This is a genomic window from Psychrobacter proteolyticus, from assembly GCF_039762275.1.
Taxonomy (GTDB): domain Bacteria; phylum Pseudomonadota; class Gammaproteobacteria; order Pseudomonadales; family Moraxellaceae; genus Psychrobacter; species Psychrobacter proteolyticus_C.
In genome coordinates, this window is record NZ_JBDLOB010000002.1 from 228,310 (window position 1) to 249,660 (window position 21,351).

Here is a 21,351-nt window from a genome sequence, read left to right on the forward strand (position 1 = left end):
ATCAATCTGCTCGCTATTTATTTGCGCGTCGCAGCAATGTTTATCTTGGTTTTGACTTTTTCTGGTGGATAGCATAGCCCAGCCGTTGCACACCCTTGCCAACCAATAATAATAGGCGCATTTTTGGCGCCCTTACCATTACTGGTCGTCAGTGTCGTGGTTGCAATGACACTTCTCTGCGTAAATACAGGAACCTGACCAAAGGTCGGATCATTGATTGATACTGCTGCTTGATTAAAAGTGAATGGCGTAGCGTTTATTCCTTTAGGGAAGCTCAACGTAAGCTTATCCTTATAGACATAATGCCCTGGCGTAATTTCAAAACTGATCGACAACCGCGTGCCTTTGGAAGTCGCTTTGGTATTACTGACCACCTGAAAGGCTTCATCCACTGGTAAGAACTTTGATTTTGCCGAGGAGCTATTTTTAAATAAGTCATTTAACCCTGCTGCTTGTACACTGATCGATGTCATTGACAAGACCGTTACCAATGAAGTGCTTGCGACGGTTAGAACCAATTTATAAAGGTTTTTAGAAAAATATTTATTAGACTGTTGAATCGACATAGATGATTACCTTTAATTGCAGTTTGCGATGACTGTTCTGGCGAGCGCTTAGATATATTTATAGCACTGACTATCAAACTTATATTGAACAGTAGGCAATTTATCTACTGATAAAAAATATCAACCAATAAGGGAATATTGGTTGATATTTATAAATTGTTGAAAGTGCATCGATGAACGAATGTTTCATTCTACAAAGCTATATCAGTAACAGAACTTATTCACTATACGTCTGTTATTAAGCTTTATAGCTGAGCATAAAGATCCGCATCTTGACCTTCACCACCTTGTTGACCATCAGCACCTAACGAAAATAAATCGTAAGGGCGCCCTTCACTACCTGGTGCAACATATTGCATCTCATTTTCCCAGCCATCGGTTGGATAGCCACCTTTAATGTACCCACCTTCAGGATAGTTTTTTGCATCAGCAGGCGGTGTCGTAAGCGCCTCTAATCCTTGAGCGGTCGTCGGATAACGTGAATTATCAACCTTATACATATCTAGCGCATTTGAGACAGTGGCAAGCGCCGTTTCAGTTGTTTTAACACGGGCCTTATCACTTTGACCAACGACTTTTGGTACCACCAATCCAGCAAGAATGGCTAGGATCACAATAACGACCATAATCTCGATAAGAGTAAATCCTGCTTGACCAGACTTTTTTGTCGCACTGCACTGCATAGCTGAAGAAGCAGTCTTATGGTCAGTTACAACATTCGGATGGGATTGCATATCCTGAATAGCACTTTTTGGCGTCATATTTACTTGGAGTTTGTCAGTCATAGTCATCGCTTTGGTCATCACAGTTATGTAAATAGTAAAAGTGGCGTTCTATCGTGGCTCTCATCAATGATATATCAATGAGCTCTGAAACTATTGTCACTATAAACCATGGTTTTATTTTTATCCAGCGCTGTGCCTAGTTTGAATTTGCTATTTTAGCCGAAGCCAAATGTTAGCTGACTCTAAATGTATGACTATTAAACCGTGCTTACTATAGCGCGGCGCTGGTGTTTGCCATAGCAAAAATAGCGTTCGTTCAACAATATACAACAGTAAGCAAACCTTAAGAAAGCTAGTCCAAGGTTTAGCAAGCAAGTTAGGTGATATGAGTAGAATAAAAGAGAACTAAATAGAGGTTTTGGAGATTGGCAGCTAGCAGCTAGCTATACATAAAGAATGATAAATCATCGGCTAGCGAATTAATTTAGCCTGCTAAATCGTTCATATTAACGATAGGTAGCATAACCGCCATTACAATAATCATAACTACTACGCCCATCAACACCAGCATTAAAGGCTCAAGTAATGATAATAAGGTGCTGATAAAATTGGTTGCTTCTGCCTCCTGCATATTGGCGGCACGGCTTAGCATATTTTCAAGCTCGCCTGAGTTTTCTCCACTTTTTATCATCTGTACCATCATCGGTGGAAAGTAACTAGATTTCTCTAGCTGGCTAGACAAACTAGAGCCTTCTGTAACCCTATCAGCCGCAGTGATAATGGTTTTTTGAATATGCAAATTGGTCGTGACCGCAGCCCCAATATGTAATGCCTCAATTAAAGGCACTCCTGAGCGTACTAGTATCGCAAGGGTACTGGCAAATCGCGCGGCATTCAGGCCTTTGGACAATCTGGCGAGTATCGGCAATCTAAGCACCACACTATCAATAGTTAATTTACCTGCTTGCGTTTGGGCAAAACGATAGAATAAAAATGCGGTACTTACCAATACCAACAGTATTAACCACCACCACTGAGTAATGATATTCGATAGCGTGAGAACAATTTGAGTAATTAAAGGCAGCGCTTGCTCAGACTGCTCAAAGACTTTGACAATTTTGGGCACGACGAAGCTCATCAGTCCCATAATTACCGCAATTGCCATTACCATCAAGACAATCGGATAGACCATGGCTCCTTGGATTTTCTTTTGGAGGGCAAAGCGGTTTTCGGTGTAGTCTGCTAGCTGATTGAGGATAAGGTCAAGATGGCCAGATTTTTCGCCTGCGGCAATCGTAGCGATGTATAACGGCGGAAAGCTAGCAGCTTGTTGCAGGGCACGTGCTAAGCTGAGCCCTTCCAAGACATGTGAGCGCACTGCAAGCATCAGAGATTTGATGTGAGTCTTTGGAGATTGCTTAGCAACCGCTGCCAAGGTTTCTTCGAGTGGAATACCCGCTGCCAATAATACAGATAGCTGACGTGTCAGCAATGCCAACTCGTATGCAGACGGTTTTTTGTAGCGGTTCTTGCTCTGACTCTGTCTGTCATTGACCGGATTGACTTCAACAGGTGTCCATTGCTTATCGCGCAACTGCTGGCGAATTTGCCGCGCAGAATCCCCCTCTAGCAAGCCTTTTTGGACAACGCCATGGTCATCAAGCGCTTTGAAATGATAGGCAGGCATGGCAGCAGATATCCTAAGAGGCTTACAGGTAAATAGTTATGATTTATGACTTAATAGAAATTTATTAATTTGACATTCTACGCTTAAAAAAGTGGCGTTGAGTCATTACTATCAGGCATTAAACCTTGTAATAATAAGACATCCAAATGCTGCTGCTGTAGCTTTTTATCAAAGTCATTAACCTCAGCAATTAGCATTCTTTCAATACGTTTATCACTCGCAAAAACGCTCAAGCGCGCACAAATAACGGCCAACTGATAAATGCGTTTTTTGCAATAACCGTCGAGACCTTGTAATAATCTGACCATATGCGGGGTTTCAAGACTGGCGTAATCATAGTCAGCCACGACTTGCTGTCCAAGGGCTGTGACGCCATAAGTAATCGACAAGTGAGCACAATAATAACAGCTGAATAAATAACCAACCACATGACCAATATAATAGCCTCGATCATAGGTAAAGCTACTCACACCAAAATGTCCAAGTACATAACTGTTGAGGCTACCTTGGTCGCGAATTGGCTTGCCGTGCTTTAACTTACCGACTGTAGCAAAACACAATGGATTGCGACCATCTTGAGTCGTCAGCTGCCAACCGGCGGGCTGCTGTGCAGGCATATGACGCACGATATCTGCAATAATGTCATCAACTACATGCAGCTGCTGCCAGAGTCTTTCGAGCGTATCCGTATCCATCAACCCACGTTTATCAAGCTGCTGCGCAAGTAAATATTGCTGGTATTCTACGAATTGCGGCTTCAGGGTTTGTACTAAGTAAGTAGGACGCGTATTGGCAGATGCCATATATAACAGTCGAGTACGCTCATGCTGAGCACGATAAAGCGCAACACGTTGCGTAGCGACATTGGTTTCTTGAGCCGCAGGTTTTGCAGATACTGTAAGACTATCGGATGACTCAGATATTACTGCTTCAGTTGCTACCGCCTCGATATCTGACAAAGTAAACATCGTCAATAACGCCGCCTTATCAGGTGTCTCTACTGGCTCATTTTTCGGCGCATCTTTGCCGACATGCGGGTTCTCTACAGCAGTGTTTTTATCAACATTACTTTCTATTTTAGCAGTTGCACCAGCCTCTTGTTGGCCATTGCTTCCTGCATTTAGCTTTGCGGTCGGTTCAGTCATAACATACCATCAGCAGCGAAAATAAACATCGTCTCGAACCTTTTAGATACCTATCGTATAAGGACATATAACGCGTTATAGCGCCAACGCTTTTGTCTCGACGACTCATCAACCCATAGTACCTGAACACAGACTCAATGTCAGCTGCCCTTAACTAAAATAGCCATAGCAAGTTACCAAGGGCCTTATAGATATGAGTGACTCAACATCTACAAATAACAAGTATTCACAAATTAAAAAAGCGCCAAGGACATGTAAATGACCTTAGCGCTTATCGTCGAGATTCTACTTAAATAACTTAAATAAACAGCAACTGAAGCTATGCAAGGTTGTTCTGTCGATACTGCTGACGGTATGCTTTTGGCGAGACACCATACACACGTTTAAACGCCTGACTAAAAGTCGAATCTGAGGCGTAGCCCACCATCTCGCTGATACGGCTAATACTGTTTTGCTGTAAGCGTAAATATCGAGCCGCCAATCGTAAGCGGTAATCGATCAGATAAGTTAGTGGCGGCATACCAACGGTGTCCTTGAAACGCTGTGCAAAGCTAGAACGCGACATCCCTGCGACTTCGGCAAGCTGATGAATAGTCCAGCTTTCACTCGGTGCCCCATGCATTGCGGCTAGTGCCTTGGTCAAAAACGGATCCTTCATGGCTTTAAGCCAGTTTTCTGTGGCTTCAGGCAAGCTTTCAATATAGACGCGCAAACACTCAATCATCATGATGCTTGCCCAATGATTGATTACAGCCGTTTTGCCCATACGCTCACGCTCAGCTTCTAGTGTTAGCAGCTTTATCTCTACATCAATCACTTCAAACCGACCGTCAGCAGCATCATTGAGCTCAGGTAATATCGGTGGCAGTACCGACAACAGAGGATTAATCATCTCTTTGTCGTATTTGCATTCGATCAGTATCAAAGATGATTTGGGGTCTCCATCGCCATCGATATCAAGTGTACGCTCGGTGCAATTACTCAATAGTTCATCAAGCGACTCAGCAACATCGCCATGGTGATTAAGTGCGTAACTCACATGCTTGTGCGCATTCGGAATCATAATCATGTCGCCAGCGCGAGCTTCCCGTAGACCATTACCAACATCAATGCAAAAGCCGCCAGACATTACTAAGTAAAATAAAATGGTGTCTTTTCTAGTAATAGAATAAGACCAATTGCCAGTGCCATTTAGACGGTAATACTTAGTCTCAAATAAATGCACGTTTTGCAGCAATACACTCAGTGCGTCCATCAATCAATTCCTCAATAATGCAGATTAATAACGATTCATCTTGAAAAATAATAGTATTCTTAATAACAAGTTCTGTCGGTTTGCTCTATGCGAATGCTTACTCCAATAAATAATTTTTATTAAATAATATGGGTGTGATAACACTTAAGCATAATGCATCATTTAAAACGTCATGTCTATTTACTTATTAGAACTACTAAACAATAATAGAGGAGACACAGTCACGCTAGGCCTTAAGGAAAACCTACAGGCAATGTTGATAAGAATTTGGGAGATTATCTAGTATTGAAGGTGCTATCAAACTCTATCTGTTTAATCTTAGAAAGACAATGCATAGATAAAATCGAATAGGCATAAAAAAATCGCCATCAAGGGCGAGTGCTATTACTGATATATTTTTAGATTGAGATATGATTTGTATGTAGATACATACAGAATAAAATATGGGGCGACTGATGGGACTCGAACCCACGACAACCGAGATCACAACCCGGGGCTCTACCAACTGAGCTACAACCGCCATAACTATTGCCAAAGAATAGGCAAGATTTGCAGGCTAAATGGTGCGCCTGGCAGGATTCGAACCTGCGGCCACCTCCTTAGAAGGGAGATGCTCTATCCAGCTGAGCTACAGGCGCTCTTAGAGGACTTTTATATACTAAGCTTACTTTACGATATATTTTACTATATCAGAAACTAAACCGTTATACATAAAAAAAAGCCTGTAAGGCTCTTAAAATAGATGGTCGGAGTGATAGGATTCGAACCTACGACCCTCTGGTCCCAAACCAGATGCGCTACCAAACTGCGCCACACTCCGAAATTCTCTATTATCACGATAGTTTGTTAATCAACTCGTTGTTGGCAATGCCGCTAACTTGTTAATGTTCCTCGCTATCGAGGTGCACATATTAAGGGGTAAAGGCGATTGTGTCAACACCTATTTTCGATTAATTTCAAATAATCGCTAATTTTTTTAAAATTACGTCAATTTCACCAAAATAGTGACAGCAAGACCCTTTATCTATCAGTCATTGATGACCGTATTAAACTTTGTCCAAATGTGGCAGTACTTCGCCGTTGAGTGTGCCTGTCAAAACATCAAACGGCATTAACCATAAATGGGCATCAATTGATTCATTTTTTTTAATATCATCGTTACTGTCACTGTCACTGTCACTGTCACTGTCACTGTCACTGTCATTACTACCATAATGAGTTTGTTGCTTGAGCGCTACTGGCTGTCTATCACTACCTAGCACCGGATAAACCAACCAGACCTGCCCCGCCAAGTAAGTTTGTGCATAGCTAGTCAATTGATAAGCGTCGCTCGCACTAATCGCAGCAGCATGCGGTAAGTACTTCCACTTAATATCGATGACATGACTGTAGCAACCTTTGGCTTCGGTTTGATGAGCTGCTGTATCGTTCTGATTTTGACAATCATCATAGACGGTTTTAAATATTAACAAATCAGGCCGTATAGATAAGCACGCTAGTCCTTCAGCATCGTTTAGCCAGACACTTTGGGTTTGGTAAAAAGGACGGTAACTACTACTAAGCTGTTGAAACATCGATGCGATACGCTGACTTGCCCATTGCTCAAAAGCTTGATTCATATCAATCAATAGACACAATCTTAGCTGAGAGCTATTTTGTCTATTTGGATCAATACCATTACCTGTCGCAGCTGTCGTCTGTTTCAATAGCCAATATGCTAGGTCTACTAACTGCTGCGCGGCGTGCAGTTTTTGCTTTTGGAGTGGTTGAACGTCTAGCTGACGCTTCGCTTGAGCATATATTAACGCTATCTGCTGAATTTCGCGGTTGTTGAGCGTAGATACCTGCTGCCATGGCTGCAACAGTTTTGAAGAAATAAACTGGGGCAATAAAGGCATCAAGTAAACCAATGCACTTTTAATCAATCGATTGGCCAACATGTCGTAACTTAATACGCTACTTTCACAGATGAACTTATGCGGTTGCATACTATTATGACGCAGTTGTTCTTTGATGAGCAGTCGACCTTGCAGGGATGCCTGATTTTCAATCTGAGCCTGATAATGCTTGGTGGGTTGATAATCCATTAAAAGCTGCAAAAACTGCTCAATCAGCCAATCTGATATAGGCAATACTTTTAACGGTAAAGGAGTAGACTGGGAACTAAACTGACCGAAGTTTTTCGTATTGGGTAGCTTACGATTGTTATGCGCATCAAGATGAATTAAATCCGATAGCATACCCTGTACCCAATGACGGGTCTGGACGATATCATTGCTCTGAGTAGACTGATTTAGCTTTGGCAATATCTCAAGCGTTATGCCACTGGGCAGTAGAATAATCCCAATGTAGTGCCCAACCTTAAGCTGCCATTGGCCTTGCTTACGCTTGATAGTAAATACTGCAAACTCTTGCGCTATTAGCCAGTCGAAGTCAGACGCGTGCAAAAAATCATGCACGGTCAAACGTTGATGCTCAAACACGGTGATAACATTCATGGTAGCGACACTACTGTTAGGGATACGAGTCTGACGACTGTTTGCCCTAATAGCGTGCTCTTTGGCGTAATATGGATTATTCGTTATCACTGAACAGTCATCCTGCTAGTACAAACGCTGATAGATAGCAGCATTATTAAACTCACCATCCCTAGCAATCAAATCGGCATTGATAGTATAACTATTCACATTCATAGACTGACCAAGAAAAGAACCCTGCCCTGCAAACATTTGGTGTTCAGCGGAAGCATTATTTTGGTTGCCCAGCGGATTATACAATTCGTCATTCATCAATGCTTGACTGTCCTGTACGAACTGCTTACTCGTCGGTTGCTGCTCATCTCCAAAGATATACTGCAGCACCGTAATTTGGCCACCAGCTGCTTGAGCCAATTGAGGAATAATTTGTTCAACGAGAGCTGTTTGTAATTGCTCTAACTGAGTGACGGTGAACAAAAACGCATGCCCCAACTGTGCTTCTATTCCCAGTGTCTGCACGATACGTCTATTCAAGCCTGTTAGTAATTTACTCAAATCTATCGCGCTTGCTTCTGAACCGTCAGACAGTCCGGTATCAATGTCATTGCTGTCATAAATTGTCGATAGTAAATCAGGCTGCGGTGGACAGTCAATGAAACGAAAACGTCGGCGTAATGCCATATCAAGTGGTGCTAAAGAATGGTCTTGGGTATTCATAGTGGCATAAATATCGACATTGGCAGGAACACTAAAAGCACGCCCAGAATACGCCAAATTCACTGTCATCGCATTCGGCTTGCCCGCTCGTTTATCAGGCTCTATCAAACTGAGAAGCTCACCAAACACCCGTGACACGTTAGCACGGTTAATCTCATCAATCAGCATGGCATAACGCTGCTGAGGGTCACGGGCGGCGCGTTGGCATAGCTTTAAAAACGCCCCATCTTGCACCGCGTAACTCATTTGATTTTGATTAGAAGGGCTGTTATTTGCTTGTGCAGCGCCATTCATGACAGGGCGTATACCTTCTACAAACTCTTCATAACCGTAGGCTTGATGGAAGCTCACCATACTAAAACGTTGCTGACCGATGTTTTGATTTTGATGGGGTTGGTTGTCACTCTGTGCCTGCTGAAACTCTGCTAATTGCTGCGATAAATCTTCTAGTAGCACCATACTCTCTGGTAATAAATACCATGATCCACTATTGTCTTTATCAAAATAAGCTTGGCTAGCACGGTTATCAAAACTGACTGTTTGAGAGTTTGTAGGGCTATGTCTACGTAACTCTAACCAAGCTGTACTATCTAGATTTTTATCACGTGAGTTCTGAGCAGCTTTGGTCATAAAAAAAGGATGATCAATAATTTCTCGAACCTTTAACAAATCCTGTTGTTCAGCACGTAAATCTAAAAATACCAAACATAATACTTCGCGCCAGCTTAGACCTTGCAGCAGTTGTTCTAATAAATCTTCATTTTCAGTCTTGGGTAGATAGTCGGTATATTGCTTCGCGATTTGCAGTAATCTATAGGTTTTACCTGTACCAGCAACGCCCGTATAAATAATATTGGTCGGTTCATGAGCAGATATATCAGGCATAACGTTATCCAGCGGCATTAAAAACAGGTTTGAAATAGACATGCTAACATTTTGTCATTATAACGTGGCTGTCTATTGGCATGGTAACTATAGTCAACCCTCTATAAATTAGATGCAGTGTCAGTCTCGCTTAGTCTGCTATTTGTAGCACTGTCCCTCGGCTTCCTTTGTCCAAACGATGCTGACATATAAGATGACTAGGTTGCTTTAAGTGGCGATCTAAATTGATGACATAACCTAGCAACATAGCCACGCTACTATAGTTTTGTAAGCGCAGCAGTTCATGCTAATAATAGTAGGAAGGCAATGGTTGATGTACCATAGTATTTGTAGTGACTTTTATAACCTATATTTTTGTCGCTATCATAAAAAGCCATGCTAAGAATGTCATTCAACTTATTTACGTTAAGGAATTTTGTATGTCAGGATTATTAAAAAAACTACCCGCCAAGTTGACCAATAAACTGCCAGCCAAAGTATCTGACAGCACAAAATCTTCAGTTGAGAAACCTAGTAGCACGCTAAAACCAATTAGTAATCAGTTTACTAAACTGTTATCAGTCACCAAATATCTGCCTGCTGGAGCACGCTCAAGTATTTTATCTAAAGCCTTTGGCAAGGTCGTCCCCTATGTCGGCACGACCGGCATTTATTATGAGACGGTAGAACCAAACCAAGTCGTTGTTAGTTTAAACAACAACAAAGCCGTCCAAAACCATATCGGCTCTATTCATGCAGTCGCCATCACATTACTGGCAGAGACAGCAACGGGATTTATTTTGGGTTTAAACTTGCCCTCTGATCGTATCCTACTGATTAAATCTTACTCGGTAAATTTCCATCGTCCAATCAAAAAAGGTCAAATTGCTGCTATTGCAAGCTTGTCTGATGAACAGCGTTTGGATATCCTAAACACGCCTAAAGGCGAGATGATTATTCCTTGTGTCATCAAAGATCGTGAATCTGATAGTGACCGCGATCCAATTGTGGTTGAGATGACATGGGCATGGATACCAAAAGCGGAGCTAGAGGCACGCCGCCAAGGTAAAGCGTCTGAAAAAGTTGCAGAAGATGATACTGGAACCGAGGCACCAATCGAAGAAAGCGACGCATCACCTACTCAAGATAATAGTACTGATAAATAGTTAATAAAAATTGATAACAAACCCAATGAGGAAACAGTATGTTCAAACTTAGTACTTGCCTATCTACGCTAGCGCTAGCCGCTATGTGCTCATTGGGTTTTGTTCATAGCGCTAATGCCAACACAACGACAGCTGTCAGCATTGCTAAATCTAGCCCTACTTTCTTGGGCGATGGCGGTACTTATCCTTTTTCAGAGGCTGTACGCGTGGGCAATACATTGTATATGTCGGGACAAATTGGCTTTAAAGATGGCAAACTGGTCAAAGGCGGTATCAAAGCTGAAACCAAGCAAGTGCTAGATAATATCCATAGCACGCTATTAAAATATGGCTACCGAAAGTCTGATATCGTTAAATGTATGGTCATGCTGACTGATATGGATGACTTTGATGACTTTAACAAAGTCTACAAGGCTGAGATGATAAAGCCCTACCCTGTACGCTCAGCTTTTGGCGTATCAGAACTGGCTGCTGGAGCAAGCGTTGAGATTGAGTGTATGGCTGCCAAATAATAGCGGCTAAAAACTCTAAAGCTCCACAATTAGAAAAATATTAAAACAACTGGCTATTTACGCCAGTTGTTTTTTATTTGCTATCCCAATATCGAGTCTACAAACTTATACCAGTATTGTCTCGTCCGTTAATGCACTCTCTTTTGTCACTCGTAGCACTTCCTCCAATGTCGTGCGCCCTTCTATAACCTTACGTAAGCCATCTGCACGTATCGATGGAGTCTGCTGGCGCGCATATTCTTCTAGCTCATACTCAGCCGTATTGCTATGAATCATACGGCGCAATGTATCGTCGATTGGCACGACTTCATAGATAGCAGTACGTCCTTTAAACCCTGACTGATTACATTTATCGCAGCCAACTGGCTTGGGCAAACGAATCGACTCACTTGCTATATCTTTGGTATCACTTTTCAACGTTGACCCAATGCCAATTTCGGTAAACAGCTTGACTTGCTCGGTATCAGCGGCCTGCCAGCTTTGACAATGTGAACATAAAGTACGTATCAAACGCTGCGCTACTACGCCAATAAGCGATGACGACAACAGAAATGGCTCAACACCCATGTCCTGTAAGCGAGTGACCGCGCCAATAGCGGTGTTGGTATGCAGTGTCGATAATACCAAATGCCCTGTTAAAGAGGCCTGTACGGCAATCTCAGCTGTCTCTAAATCACGAATTTCACCAACCATCACCACATCAGGATCTTGACGAAGCATTGCACGCAAACTTTTAGCAAATGTCATATCTACTTTATTGTTGACCTGCGTCTGCCCGATACCATCAAGCTGAAACTCAATCGGATCTTCGGCAGTCAAGATATTGCGAGTTTGATCATTTAAATCGGTCAATGCAGAATATAGCGTCGTGGTTTTACCCGAGCCAGTCGGCCCTGTCACCAAAATAATGCCATGCGGACGATGGATTAAGCGCTTTAGCTCAGTGTAGTCACTATCAGAAAGCCCCAAATACGTCATATTCAAACGACCAGCTTGCTTGTCTAATAGACGCATTACCACACGCTCACCAAAGCTCGATGGCAAAGTCGATACACGCACATCGACCTCTCGCCCTGCCAGTCTTAAACTGATACGACCATCTTGCGGCACTCGCTTTTCAGCGATATCCAACTTAGCCATTACTTTAATACGCGAGACCAACAATGGAGCCAGTTGGCGTTTTGGTGTGATGATTTCTTTTAGCTCACCATCAACTCGGAAACGGACGACCAAGCGCTTTTCAAAGGTCTCAATATGAATGTCTGAGGCACTTAAACGGATGGCTTCGGACAACAAGGCGTTGATCAGACGAATGATAGGCGCATCGTCTTGTTGATCCATCAAGTCTTCAGTTTCAGGGACGCTATCAGCCAAGCTATCGAGATCAGGATGGTCTTCAAGTCCAGCAGCAATGTGCTGCGACTCTCCTGTATTGCCAGCATAAGCGGCGTTCATACGTTTTTCAAAATCGTCCGCGCTGACGCTTTCGTAAGTGGGTACACCGCGAATGCCTTGCTGCTGTAAAAACCGTACCGCTTCATTGATCGCTGACAACGGAGTAGCTTTGGTGAGTACCAATGTTGGCGGCAATTCCGGATCTATCGCAAGTATGGCCAAAATCTGATGGCGTTTCGCAAAGCTGTATGGCAACTGCATCATAAAGACGGCCCAATAAGTGAGGAGAGGATAAGAAGTACGCACGCCAAGACATGATGGATGCCTTGTCCTTAACAGTTCGAATCAAAAAAGACTGCCAGTAAGGTTGCATGAGTTTGTTATAATAGCATTTTGTTTTAGACGGGTATTATTTTATGTGACTGGCGCTTTATACCTATCGCCTAGCACATATTATTGCTATCAGAGTTAGCATATCATGCGGTTTTTTTGCAGACCGCTTGCCATTGTCTATTACACCTTTTAGATTGCTTAGATTACCCATCATATTTTGTCTGTCCCTTCTCCCGCTCGATATTAGGATTTTCCGTTATGTCAGAGAACGTTAGCACTACTCACCCAACACCACTTTTACAAGATACCTTTACTGTCGGTAGCCGTACCTTTTCTTCACGTCTGCTGGTTGGTACTGGCAAGTATAAAGACATGACAGAGACTGGAGAAGCCATTGCCGCTTCAGCAGCCGAAATCGTGACCGTTGCTATTCGCCGTGTCAATATTGGACAAAACAGTGATGAGCCTAACTTATTAGATGTGATTTCACCTGATAAATATACGATATTACCGAATACTGCTGGCTGCTTTGACGCCGAAACAGCCATTCGCACTTGTAAGCTTGCTCGCGAGTTATTGGGTGGGCATAATTTGGTTAAGCTTGAGGTATTGGGTGATGAGAAAACCTTATATCCAAACGTTATAGAAACCTTAAAAGCCGCCAAAGTATTGATCGATGATGGTTTTGAAGTGATGGTTTATACGTCAGATGACCCTATCGTCGCACAAGAACTAGAAAGCATGGGCTGTGTCGCTATTATGCCGCTTGGCAGCTTGATTGGGTCTGGGCTTGGTCTACTCAATCGTCATACGCTTAGCTTAATAATCGAAAATGCTAAAGTACCCGTATTGGTTGACGCTGGTGTCGGCACTGCGTCTGATGCTGCACTTGCGATGGAGCTTGGCTGTGATGGCGTACTGATGAACTCAGCCATTGCCAATGCACAAAACCCGGTAATGATGGCACACGCAATGAAACATGCTATGTGGGCAGGTCGCGCTGCGTTTTTGGCAGGTCGTATGCCAATGCGTAAGATGGCTACTGCCAGCTCACCACAAACTGGGTATTTCTTTCAATAAATTGAAGTATAAATGACATATCATAATAGAGCGTGTTGAGTATTTACGTATAGTGCTGTCAGTGCTATGGTTGATGGCTTAACACGCTCTATAAAATAATAAAAAATGTTATTTGATTGAATATCTACTAATTATAATTTTCACATAACACTTATCGTCATAAAAGGATTTATTATGCGACTTCTCACAGCAGTCGACCAGTTGTTTCTACTTCTTGAGTCGCGTAAACAGCCCATGCACGTTGGTGGACTATTTGTATTTGAATTACCAGACAATGCGGATAGCGATTTTGTCTATCAATTGGTAAAACAAATGCAAGAGTCTGATGTGCCGCCCAGCTTTCCTTTTAATCAGGTACTTGAGCATTTAGCCTTTTGGAAAAAAGACAAAGACTTTGATGTCGAGCATCACTTGCATCATGTCGCGCTACCAAGTCCTGGACGCGTACGTGAACTATTAATGTACGTTTCAAGAGAACATGGGCGTTTATTAGATCGTGCCATGCCTTTGTGGGAATGTCATGTTATCGAAGGTATACAGCCAGAAGTCGAGGGTGGACCTGAACGTTTTGCGTGGTATTTTAAGATTCATCACTCTTTGGTTGATGGCATCGCAGCGATGCGTTTGGTTCAAAAATCCTTATCACAATCGCCAACCGAGCCAGTTACTCTCCCTGTCTGGTCATTGATGGCGCGCCATCGCAACCAAGTAAACGCTATCTTGCCTGCCGAACGATCCATCAGAGGCATCATAAAAGAGCAGATATCTACCATCAAACCTGTATTTACAGAACTGCTAGATAATGTAAAAAACTACGGTGATGAAGGGTACGTCGGTACTTTTGACGCCCCAATGAGCATCTTGAATAAACGTATATCAGCCTCACGGCGTATAGCTGCACAGTCTTATGATATAAAACGGTTTAACGATATTGCTGAAAGGCTCAAAATTAGCAGGAATGATGTGGTACTGGCGGTCTGTGCAGGTGCTATTCGTCGTTATCTAATATCAATGGATGCGTTACCAAGCAAACCGTTGATTGCCTTTGTACCGATGTCCCTGCGTACAGACAACAGTATCTCGGGCAATCAGTTGTCGTTTGTATTAGCAAACTTGGGTACGCATTTGGACAATCCATTGCGCAGGATAGAACTCATTCACCGTAGTATGAATAACGGCAAACGTCGCTTTCGCCGTATGAACCAAGCGCAGGTCATTAACTACAGTATCGTCTCATACGCGTGGCAAGGCATTAATTTGGCGACAGGACTGTTTCCTAGAAAGCAGGCATTTAACCTGATTATCTCTAACGTACCTGGCTCTGAAAAACCGCTGTACTGGAATGGTGCTCGTTTGCAATCACTGTACCCCGCTTCTATCGTCTTTAATGGTCAAGCGATGAATATCACTTTAGCCAGTTATTTAGATAAGATTGAGTTTGGTATCACCGCTTGTAGCAAGGCGCTGCCTCGCGTACAAGATATGCTAATGCTGATAGAAGAAGAGTTGCAGCTGCTAGAAACTACCAGTAAGGAGTTAGCATTCAAAGGTATTACCGTTGAAGATAAAGGCAGCAATAAGGGTAATAATAAAACAAAAAAGCTGGCTCCATAATGGAACCAGCTTTTTTCATTCATACTCAATCTAGATATTACTTGAATTTAAATCCTGCAAGCGCTAAACATTAATACCAACGAGGTTAACGTTTAGATTGCATCACCCCAAATTGGTACAACTGTCTGCATCAATGGCTTGAGCAATTTCACATTACAAGCAAAGATAGAGCCTGATGTCATAGAGTTGTGCGCGCCAGTATGATCAACCACCACACCACGTGCTTCAGTTACGATAAGCTCGCCCGCAGCGATGTCCCAAGGCTTGATAGACATCTCAAAATAACCGTCAAAACGACCAGCGGCAACATAGCACAAGTCAAGCGCAGCTGAGCCCATACGACGTACCTGACCACCTGCTTCAGATATCTTCTGCAAGCTCTCAAAGTGCTGTTTAGCATAAGAGATAACTTCGCCATTGCGCTTACGCTCAAGCGGATGACCGGTCGTAAAGAAACCGCCATCAATGGTTTTGCGCTCGCTCACTTGCATACGGCGATTGTTCAAGCGCGCGCCTTTACCGCGGCTCGCTGAGAACATCTCATCACGAACAGGATCATAGACCACACCGTGTTGGGTAACACCTTTATGCTGTACTGCGATAGATACGCAGAACTGCGGTACACCGTGGACAAAGTTCTTAGTGCCATCTAGTGGATCGATAATCCAACACCAGTCAGCATCTTCGCCGCGGCCTTCTTGCATACCGAACTCTTCACCCAAAAATGAATGATTAGGATAACTGGCTTTTAGCGTCTCAATCGTGAGCTCTTCGCTAAAACGATCAATGCGGGTAACCAGACCATCAAGTCCTTTAGACTCAATATCTAACTCGATTTTGTGGCGGTTTTGATGCGCATATAAAATCTCTTTACCAACTTTTTCAGCAGTACGCGCTGCGATGACGACCATGGGTTCCATAAATAACCTATTTGCTTGATGAATGAATATAAAAAATAAGACTAACTTTGTGCCCACAACATGCCAAACAGCCGCCGCATCACACCACATCTATGCGATTAAAAACGTGTCTTTTATAAACGAAAACTTATAAAAGACACCCGCATTATACTAAAATTGTTCGATAAAAACGAAAAAACCGTTACGCTGACCAAGCCAGTACTTTGGCGATCATCTAAACTGCGCAAGTTGTAAAAAAGTTAGCACCTACGGCTAGCAGGCGTTTGCTCTGTTTAAGGAGCTTATATCGGTTTTAATTAATACATTTTTAGCGCATTAATTTTTTAAAATAATATTGTAATGTTAAAAACATTGCTTAAGATAAGAGCGTTCTAAGCTGTTTGATTACGCCCTCGACATCTAAACCACAGTCAGCCAATTGCTCTGCTTGAGAACCATGAGCAACAAAACGATCAGGAATACCGATATTAGCAATAGCTGGACGACTTTGCTTAAAGGCTGCCGACTCGTTGAGTAAATACTCATTCACTGCACTACCCGCGCCGCCCATAATCATGTGCTCCTCTAGGGTTGCTATATGAGTGACCCCTTGCGCTAATAACGTCTCAAGCATTACCGTATCTAACGGTTTTACCCAGCGCATATTGACCACCTGTATCTGGCAATCTAATGCAGCATCGTTATTTATTAAGCTTTCTGCGGCTTGCTGAGTAGTTGCCACCATCGTACCAAAGGCCAATAGTGCCAATTTGTAAGGCGCATCAGTTTTACCTAATACTGACTCGACAACCGCTTCACCAACTTTATAAGTTTGGGCTGGCTGCTCAATATCAGCACCTGTGCCTGTACCACGCGGATAACGTACCGCCGTGCAGCCTGGATACTCATAGCAAGTATTGAGCAAATGGTAGCATTCGTTCTCATCTTTTGGCGCTGCAATCACCATATTAGGTACACAACGTAAAAATCCAAAATCAAACACGCCGGCATGCGTGGCACCGTCTTCACCGACTAGGCCCGCTCGATCTATGGCAAACATAACATCGAGGTTCTGTAGAGCCACGTCATGAATCAGCTGATCATATCCACGCTGTAAGAACGTTGAATAAATCGCGACAATAGGTTTGACGCCTTGAGTTGCCATCCCAGCCGCTAGCGTGACAGCGTGTTGCTCAGCAATGGCCACATCAAAGAAACGCTCTGGAAAGTGACGAGCAAAGTCCGTCATCCCTGAGCCTTCTTCCATAGCAGGGGTGACAGCTAGTAGCTTATCGTCTTCGGCCGCTTTATCACATAAGAACTGGCCAAACACTTGCGAATATTTTAACGCTGGCTTTGTACTTGGTTGTTTTTTTAGCTGCTCTATAGAGTTAGCTTTAGACGCTTCATGCTCTTTATGATTTTCGACTGGCAATTTACTGATTGCATGATAGCCCACTGGATCTAGTTCTGCTGGTGCAAACCCTTTACCCTTAGTGGTATAGATATGCACTAGTACTGGGCCTTTTACTTGCTTTGCCAGTGACAATACGCGCAGTAGCTCAGGAATATTATGCCCATCAAACGGACCAAAATAGGTAAAACCAATGGCTTTGAATAAGTTATCTTCTAGCTGCGGAACATCACGCATCTCTTTATGACGCTTGCGGCGATCGAACGCCTGCATATCAGGACGGTGACAGAGTACTGGCTCACCTGACTCAGAGATATCAACTTGATAACCTGACTCCCAAAGCATCGCTAAATGTCGTGAAAATCCGCCAATAGAGCAAGATATCGACATATCATTGTCGTTTAGAATGACCAGTAAATCAGCATCTTGCTGTACTGCGTCATTCATGGCCTCAAATGCCATCCCACCTGTCATCGCACCATCACCAATGATGCAAGCAACCGTTTGCTCGCGGCCTTGATAACGCAGGGCGAGACTCATACCCAGACCAGCTGAAATAGAGGTCGATGAATGCCCTACGCCAAATGTATCGTAGACAGACTCTGCGCGCTCAGGAAATGCCGTCAGACCATCTTTAGACCTGATAGTACCTAACTGCTCACGGCGACCTGTCAGTACTTTATGAGCATAAGCTTGATGACCCACGTCCCAGACGATTTGGTCTTGCGGCGTATCTAACAAATAATGCAATACTATGGTCAGCTCAACCACGCCCAAGTTGGCACCAAAATGCCCACCGCTCTGACCAGCTGAATACAATAGAAAAAGGCGTAATTCATCAGCCAGCGTAATAAGCTTGGCAGCCGAAAGCGTGCTAAGGTCAGTGGGTGTATCAATTGCATCAAGCAATGGCGTATGAGGACGCACACGTGGAATCACAGTATAGGTCTGCTGTAAGCTCGATAGCTGAGCAGCAGAATCCAGCACTGATGTAGATAGGGACTGAGACTTTGGAGAATGAGGTGACTGCTGCATAAACCGTACGATACCTACCAATCTGCTGACAAGACGTGTCTTTAAAATATAGCGGTGACTATAATCAAAAGACGTCAATAATACCTACATCATTATTGATGTAATCGACCATATAATTATTCATGCAACTTTCGTATTTGTATAGCTGCGCTACTTACGAAAGTAGACACGCTAGCACAATAGACTGCGCGCCAATACCAACGTTTTGATATCAAAATATTGATGCTTTCATACTATTGACAACTGAGGGGTGACATTATGCCCTATTATTTTGCATCAATAGCGGATGTTAATGACGACATAGTAATGTAAGGGTAAAGACTTGTCACTGTATCCGTCAAAATAGTATGGCATAATAGCATTTTTTTTTAATTGTCGCTTTAATCATCGTGCGTCGTCTGTGAACTTTGTGTGTTTTTATAAAAAATACAATGAGCACGCTGTCTTTATGAACAGGTTATACTAGTATCATCTTAATCTTAGCAGTAAAGTTGAGATGATATGCTCATCTCAACTAATAGTTATTTCGAAAACAGTAGTGATCTCGAATAGTAACCGGCTCAAACAGCGCTCATCTCGAACAGCAATAACACACTTTTCACCGCCACGACTTTAGGCTTATGTAGGACAGCAATGTCATATCAATTTATCACTAGTGCCAAATTACCCACTCGTCACGGCGAGTTTGATATTCATATCTTTGAAAATAGCGAAGGTCAAGAGCATGTCATGCTGACCGTTGGTCTAGCTGTGGTCGAGCAACAGACAGATGATATCGCTAACCAACCTTTAGACGACATGATATTGAACCAAAAGAACGAATCGATAGCGAAGCAAGTACCGCTCATTCGCATTCATTCTGAATGTCTGACAGGCGACGCGTTTAGCTCATTGAAATGTGACTGCGGTCCGCAGCTCAATACTGCCATGCAAGCCATCCAAGAGTCAGGTTGCGGTGCGATTTTGTATTTGCGTCAAGAAGGCCGCGGTATTGGTTTGACCAATAAGATTCGTGCGTATGCCCTCCAAGATCAAGGGCATGATACGCTGGATGCCAATCTCATGTTAGGCTTGCCTGCCGATGCGCGTATCTATGATATGTGTGGTCCGATGCTGGCCCATGTCGGTGTCGACGCTGTCAGGCTCATCACCAACAATCCAAACAAAGTCGCTTATCTGACTGAGCATGGTATTGATGTTGTCGAACGAGTGCCATTGTTGGTCGGTGTCAATGATATGAATGCTGAATATCTAGCAACCAAACGTGATCGCATGGGCCACTTATTTGATAAAAATATCAATCTTGATATAGACGCTTCTCTCGATACAGACCTCAATACCGCCATACACCTGAATAAATAGATATCTTATGAGTATTACAAATACAAATAACGAAACAGACTTATCAACGGTGGCGTCCGTGACGACGCCAACCAATAACGACATCATGCGAGTGCGCAAATTTTTGGTTGATTTACAGGCACGTATCTGTGAATCGCTAGAAGCACAAGAGCGTGACGGCAGCACTAATGACAATGAGTATGCGACCTTTGTCCCTGATGACTGGGAACGTCCTGAAGGCGGCGGCGGTCGATCGTGCGTATTGGCAGATGGTGAAGTCATCGAAAAAGCGGGCGTCATGTTTAGCCATATTCATGTACATAACCTACCTGCCTCTGCGACCGCACGTCACCCTAATATCGCTGGACGCAAAGCTCAAGCAATGGGCGTGTCACTGGTTGTCCATCCCAGAAATCCAAACGTACCTACGAGCCATGCCAATGTGCGTTTATTCGTAGCAGAAGCGGAAGGCGAAGCACCTATTTGGTGGTTTGGCGGTGGTTTTGACTTAACACCATTCTATCCAGTACTCGCTGATTGTGTGCATTGGCATCAAGTTTGTCATGATCTATGTGCGCCTTTTGGAGACAATATCTACGCTGATTTTAAACAGTGGTGTGATGAGTATTTCCATCTACGCCATCGTGATGAACAGCGCGGCATTGGCGGTCTGTTTTATGATGACGTCAGTACTGAAAGTCGTGGCTGGGACTTCGAGACCTGCTTTAACTTTATGAAAGCCGTTGGCAACGGTTATCTTGACGGTATCATGCCGATTTTTGAACAGCGTAAAAATACGCCTTATACTAAAGCGCAGCGTGAGTTTCAGCTCTATCGCCGTGGTCGCTATGTCGAGTACAATCTGGTCTACGATCGTGGCACACTATTTGGGCTACAGAGCAACGGACGTATCGAGTCAATTTTAGTCAGTATGCCGCCGCTTGCCAGCTGGCATTATCGTTTTGAGCCTGCTGAAGGAACACCTGAGTTTGAGTTGACCGATTATTATCTAAAACCGCGTGATTGGTTAGCACTGTAGTTTTCGTAAATATCATGGCATTCATATTTTTGGAAAATATTAAAAAGGTCAGCTACTATCGCTGGCCTTTTTTATTGTCAGTACCAT

Annotated in this window: 16 protein-coding genes and 3 tRNA genes; 6 read left to right on the forward strand and 13 right to left on the reverse strand. The window is 43.3% G+C overall.

Features of this window, described 5'->3' with window-relative positions; all coding sequences use genetic code 11:
- Positions 1-17 precede the first annotated feature (17 nt).
- From ABFV72_RS03970 to ABFV72_RS04015, 10 genes are all read right to left on the reverse strand, one after another.
- On the reverse strand, positions 18-566 hold the full coding sequence (locus ABFV72_RS03970; RefSeq protein ID WP_347162522.1) for a protein-disulfide reductase DsbD domain-containing protein: 549 nt from the start codon (positions 564-566) through the stop codon (positions 18-20).
- A 245-nt stretch (positions 567-811) separates the two neighbouring features.
- On the reverse strand, positions 812-1,249 hold the full coding sequence (gene gspG / locus ABFV72_RS03975; RefSeq protein ID WP_347162791.1) for a type II secretion system major pseudopilin GspG: 438 nt from the start codon (positions 1,247-1,249) through the stop codon (positions 812-814).
- A gap of 526 nt (positions 1,250-1,775) precedes the next feature.
- Entirely contained in the window at positions 1,776-2,978 is a 1,203-nt protein-coding gene (gene gspF, locus ABFV72_RS03980; protein ID WP_347162523.1) for a type II secretion system inner membrane protein GspF, read from the reverse strand.
- Between the two features lie 83 nt (positions 2,979-3,061).
- Positions 3,062-4,123 carry a hypothetical protein gene (locus ABFV72_RS03985; RefSeq protein WP_347162524.1) on the reverse strand — a complete coding sequence of 354 codons (1,062 nt, stop codon included), beginning with the start codon at positions 4,121-4,123 and terminating at the stop codon, positions 3,062-3,064.
- A 319-nt stretch (positions 4,124-4,442) separates the two neighbouring features.
- Positions 4,443-5,378, reverse strand: a complete 936-nt coding sequence (locus ABFV72_RS03990) for an AraC family transcriptional regulator (RefSeq protein ID WP_347162525.1) — start codon at positions 5,376-5,378, stop codon at positions 4,443-4,445.
- A gap of 444 nt (positions 5,379-5,822) precedes the next feature.
- A tRNA-His gene (locus ABFV72_RS03995) sits at positions 5,823-5,898 on the reverse strand.
- A gap of 41 nt (positions 5,899-5,939) precedes the next feature.
- Positions 5,940-6,016, reverse strand: a tRNA-Arg gene (locus tag ABFV72_RS04000).
- A gap of 105 nt (positions 6,017-6,121) precedes the next feature.
- Positions 6,122-6,198, reverse strand: a tRNA-Pro gene (locus ABFV72_RS04005).
- A 226-nt stretch (positions 6,199-6,424) separates the two neighbouring features.
- On the reverse strand, positions 6,425-7,966 hold the full coding sequence (locus ABFV72_RS04010) for an McrC family protein (protein ID WP_347162526.1): 1,542 nt from the start codon (positions 7,964-7,966) through the stop codon (positions 6,425-6,427).
- Between the two features lie 15 nt (positions 7,967-7,981).
- A complete protein-coding gene (locus ABFV72_RS04015) occupies positions 7,982-9,457 on the reverse strand; it encodes an McrB family protein (protein WP_347162527.1) in 1,476 nt (491 codons plus the stop codon).
- A 419-nt stretch (positions 9,458-9,876) separates the two neighbouring features.
- On the opposite strand from ABFV72_RS04015, the gene ABFV72_RS04020 reads away from it, so the two are divergent.
- On the forward strand, positions 9,877-10,602 hold the full coding sequence (locus ABFV72_RS04020; protein WP_347162528.1) for a DUF4442 domain-containing protein: 726 nt from the start codon (positions 9,877-9,879) through the stop codon (positions 10,600-10,602).
- Positions 10,603-10,640: 38 nt separating this feature from the next.
- Positions 10,641-11,114, forward strand: coding sequence for a RidA family protein (locus ABFV72_RS04025; RefSeq protein WP_347162529.1), 474 nt, complete (start codon positions 10,641-10,643; stop codon positions 11,112-11,114).
- 105 nt (positions 11,115-11,219) lie between these two features.
- On the opposite strand, the gene gspE is transcribed toward ABFV72_RS04025, so the two are convergent.
- A complete protein-coding gene (gene gspE, locus ABFV72_RS04030; protein ID WP_347162530.1) occupies positions 11,220-12,773 on the reverse strand; it encodes a type II secretion system ATPase GspE in 1,554 nt (517 codons plus the stop codon).
- Between the two features lie 327 nt (positions 12,774-13,100).
- Here gspE and ABFV72_RS04035 point away from each other — a divergent pair, with 327 nt between their 5' ends.
- Positions 13,101-13,922 carry a thiazole synthase gene (locus ABFV72_RS04035; protein ID WP_347162531.1) on the forward strand — a complete coding sequence of 274 codons (822 nt, stop codon included), beginning with the start codon at positions 13,101-13,103 and terminating at the stop codon, positions 13,920-13,922.
- Positions 13,923-14,096: 174 nt separating this feature from the next.
- Positions 14,097-15,536: a WS/DGAT/MGAT family O-acyltransferase gene (locus ABFV72_RS04040; protein ID WP_347162532.1), complete on the forward strand. Its 1,440-nt coding sequence runs from the start codon at positions 14,097-14,099 to the stop codon at positions 15,534-15,536.
- A 92-nt stretch (positions 15,537-15,628) separates the two neighbouring features.
- Here the strand turns inward: ABFV72_RS04040 and ABFV72_RS04045 are convergent, their stop codons facing one another.
- Together ABFV72_RS04045 and dxs are read right to left on the reverse strand one after the other, a co-directional pair.
- Positions 15,629-16,456, reverse strand: a complete 828-nt coding sequence (locus ABFV72_RS04045; RefSeq protein ID WP_057758174.1) for an inositol monophosphatase family protein — start codon at positions 16,454-16,456, stop codon at positions 15,629-15,631.
- A gap of 355 nt (positions 16,457-16,811) precedes the next feature.
- On the reverse strand, positions 16,812-18,884 hold the full coding sequence (dxs, locus tag ABFV72_RS04050; RefSeq protein WP_347162533.1) for a 1-deoxy-D-xylulose-5-phosphate synthase: 2,073 nt from the start codon (positions 18,882-18,884) through the stop codon (positions 16,812-16,814).
- Positions 18,885-19,517: 633 nt separating this feature from the next.
- On the opposite strand from dxs, the gene ribA reads away from it, so the two are divergent.
- Positions 19,518-20,246 carry a GTP cyclohydrolase II gene (ribA, locus tag ABFV72_RS04055; protein ID WP_347162534.1) on the forward strand — a complete coding sequence of 243 codons (729 nt, stop codon included), beginning with the start codon at positions 19,518-19,520 and terminating at the stop codon, positions 20,244-20,246.
- Between the two features lie 7 nt (positions 20,247-20,253).
- Positions 20,254-21,264, forward strand: coding sequence for an oxygen-dependent coproporphyrinogen oxidase (hemF, locus tag ABFV72_RS04060; protein ID WP_431192073.1), 1,011 nt, complete (start codon positions 20,254-20,256; stop codon positions 21,262-21,264).
- Positions 21,265-21,351: the final 87 nt, after the last annotated feature.

Coding starts and splice junctions, on each gene's coding strand:
- gspE (WP_347162530.1), bottom strand. CDS start 12,773: ATGATGCAGTTGCCATACAGCTTTGCGAAACGCCATCAGATTTTGGCC.
- ABFV72_RS04020 (WP_347162528.1), top strand. CDS start 9,877: ATGTCAGGATTATTAAAAAAACTACCCGCCAAGTTGACCAATAAACTG.
- ABFV72_RS03985 (WP_347162524.1), bottom strand. CDS start 4,123: ATGACTGAACCGACCGCAAAGCTAAATGCAGGAAGCAATGGCCAACAA.
- ABFV72_RS04035 (WP_347162531.1), top strand. CDS start 13,101: ATGTCAGAGAACGTTAGCACTACTCACCCAACACCACTTTTACAAGAT.
- dxs (WP_347162533.1), bottom strand. CDS start 18,884: ATGCAGCAGTCACCTCATTCTCCAAAGTCTCAGTCCCTATCTACATCA.
- ABFV72_RS04040 (WP_347162532.1), top strand. CDS start 14,097: ATGCGACTTCTCACAGCAGTCGACCAGTTGTTTCTACTTCTTGAGTCG.
- hemF (WP_431192073.1), top strand. CDS start 20,254: ATGAGTATTACAAATACAAATAACGAAACAGACTTATCAACGGTGGCG.
- gspG (WP_347162791.1), bottom strand. CDS start 1,249: ATGCAGTGCAGTGCGACAAAAAAGTCTGGTCAAGCAGGATTTACTCTT.
- ABFV72_RS03990 (WP_347162525.1), bottom strand. CDS start 5,378: ATGGACGCACTGAGTGTATTGCTGCAAAACGTGCATTTATTTGAGACT.
- ABFV72_RS03970 (WP_347162522.1), bottom strand. CDS start 566: ATGTCGATTCAACAGTCTAATAAATATTTTTCTAAAAACCTTTATAAA.
- ABFV72_RS04025 (WP_347162529.1), top strand. CDS start 10,641: ATGTTCAAACTTAGTACTTGCCTATCTACGCTAGCGCTAGCCGCTATG.
- gspF (WP_347162523.1), bottom strand. CDS start 2,978: ATGCCTGCCTATCATTTCAAAGCGCTTGATGACCATGGCGTTGTCCAA.
- ABFV72_RS04045 (WP_057758174.1), bottom strand. CDS start 16,456: ATGGAACCCATGGTCGTCATCGCAGCGCGTACTGCTGAAAAAGTTGGT.
- ABFV72_RS04015 (WP_347162527.1), bottom strand. CDS start 9,457: ATGCCTGATATATCTGCTCATGAACCGACCAATATTATTTATACGGGC.
- ribA (WP_347162534.1), top strand. CDS start 19,518: ATGTCATATCAATTTATCACTAGTGCCAAATTACCCACTCGTCACGGC.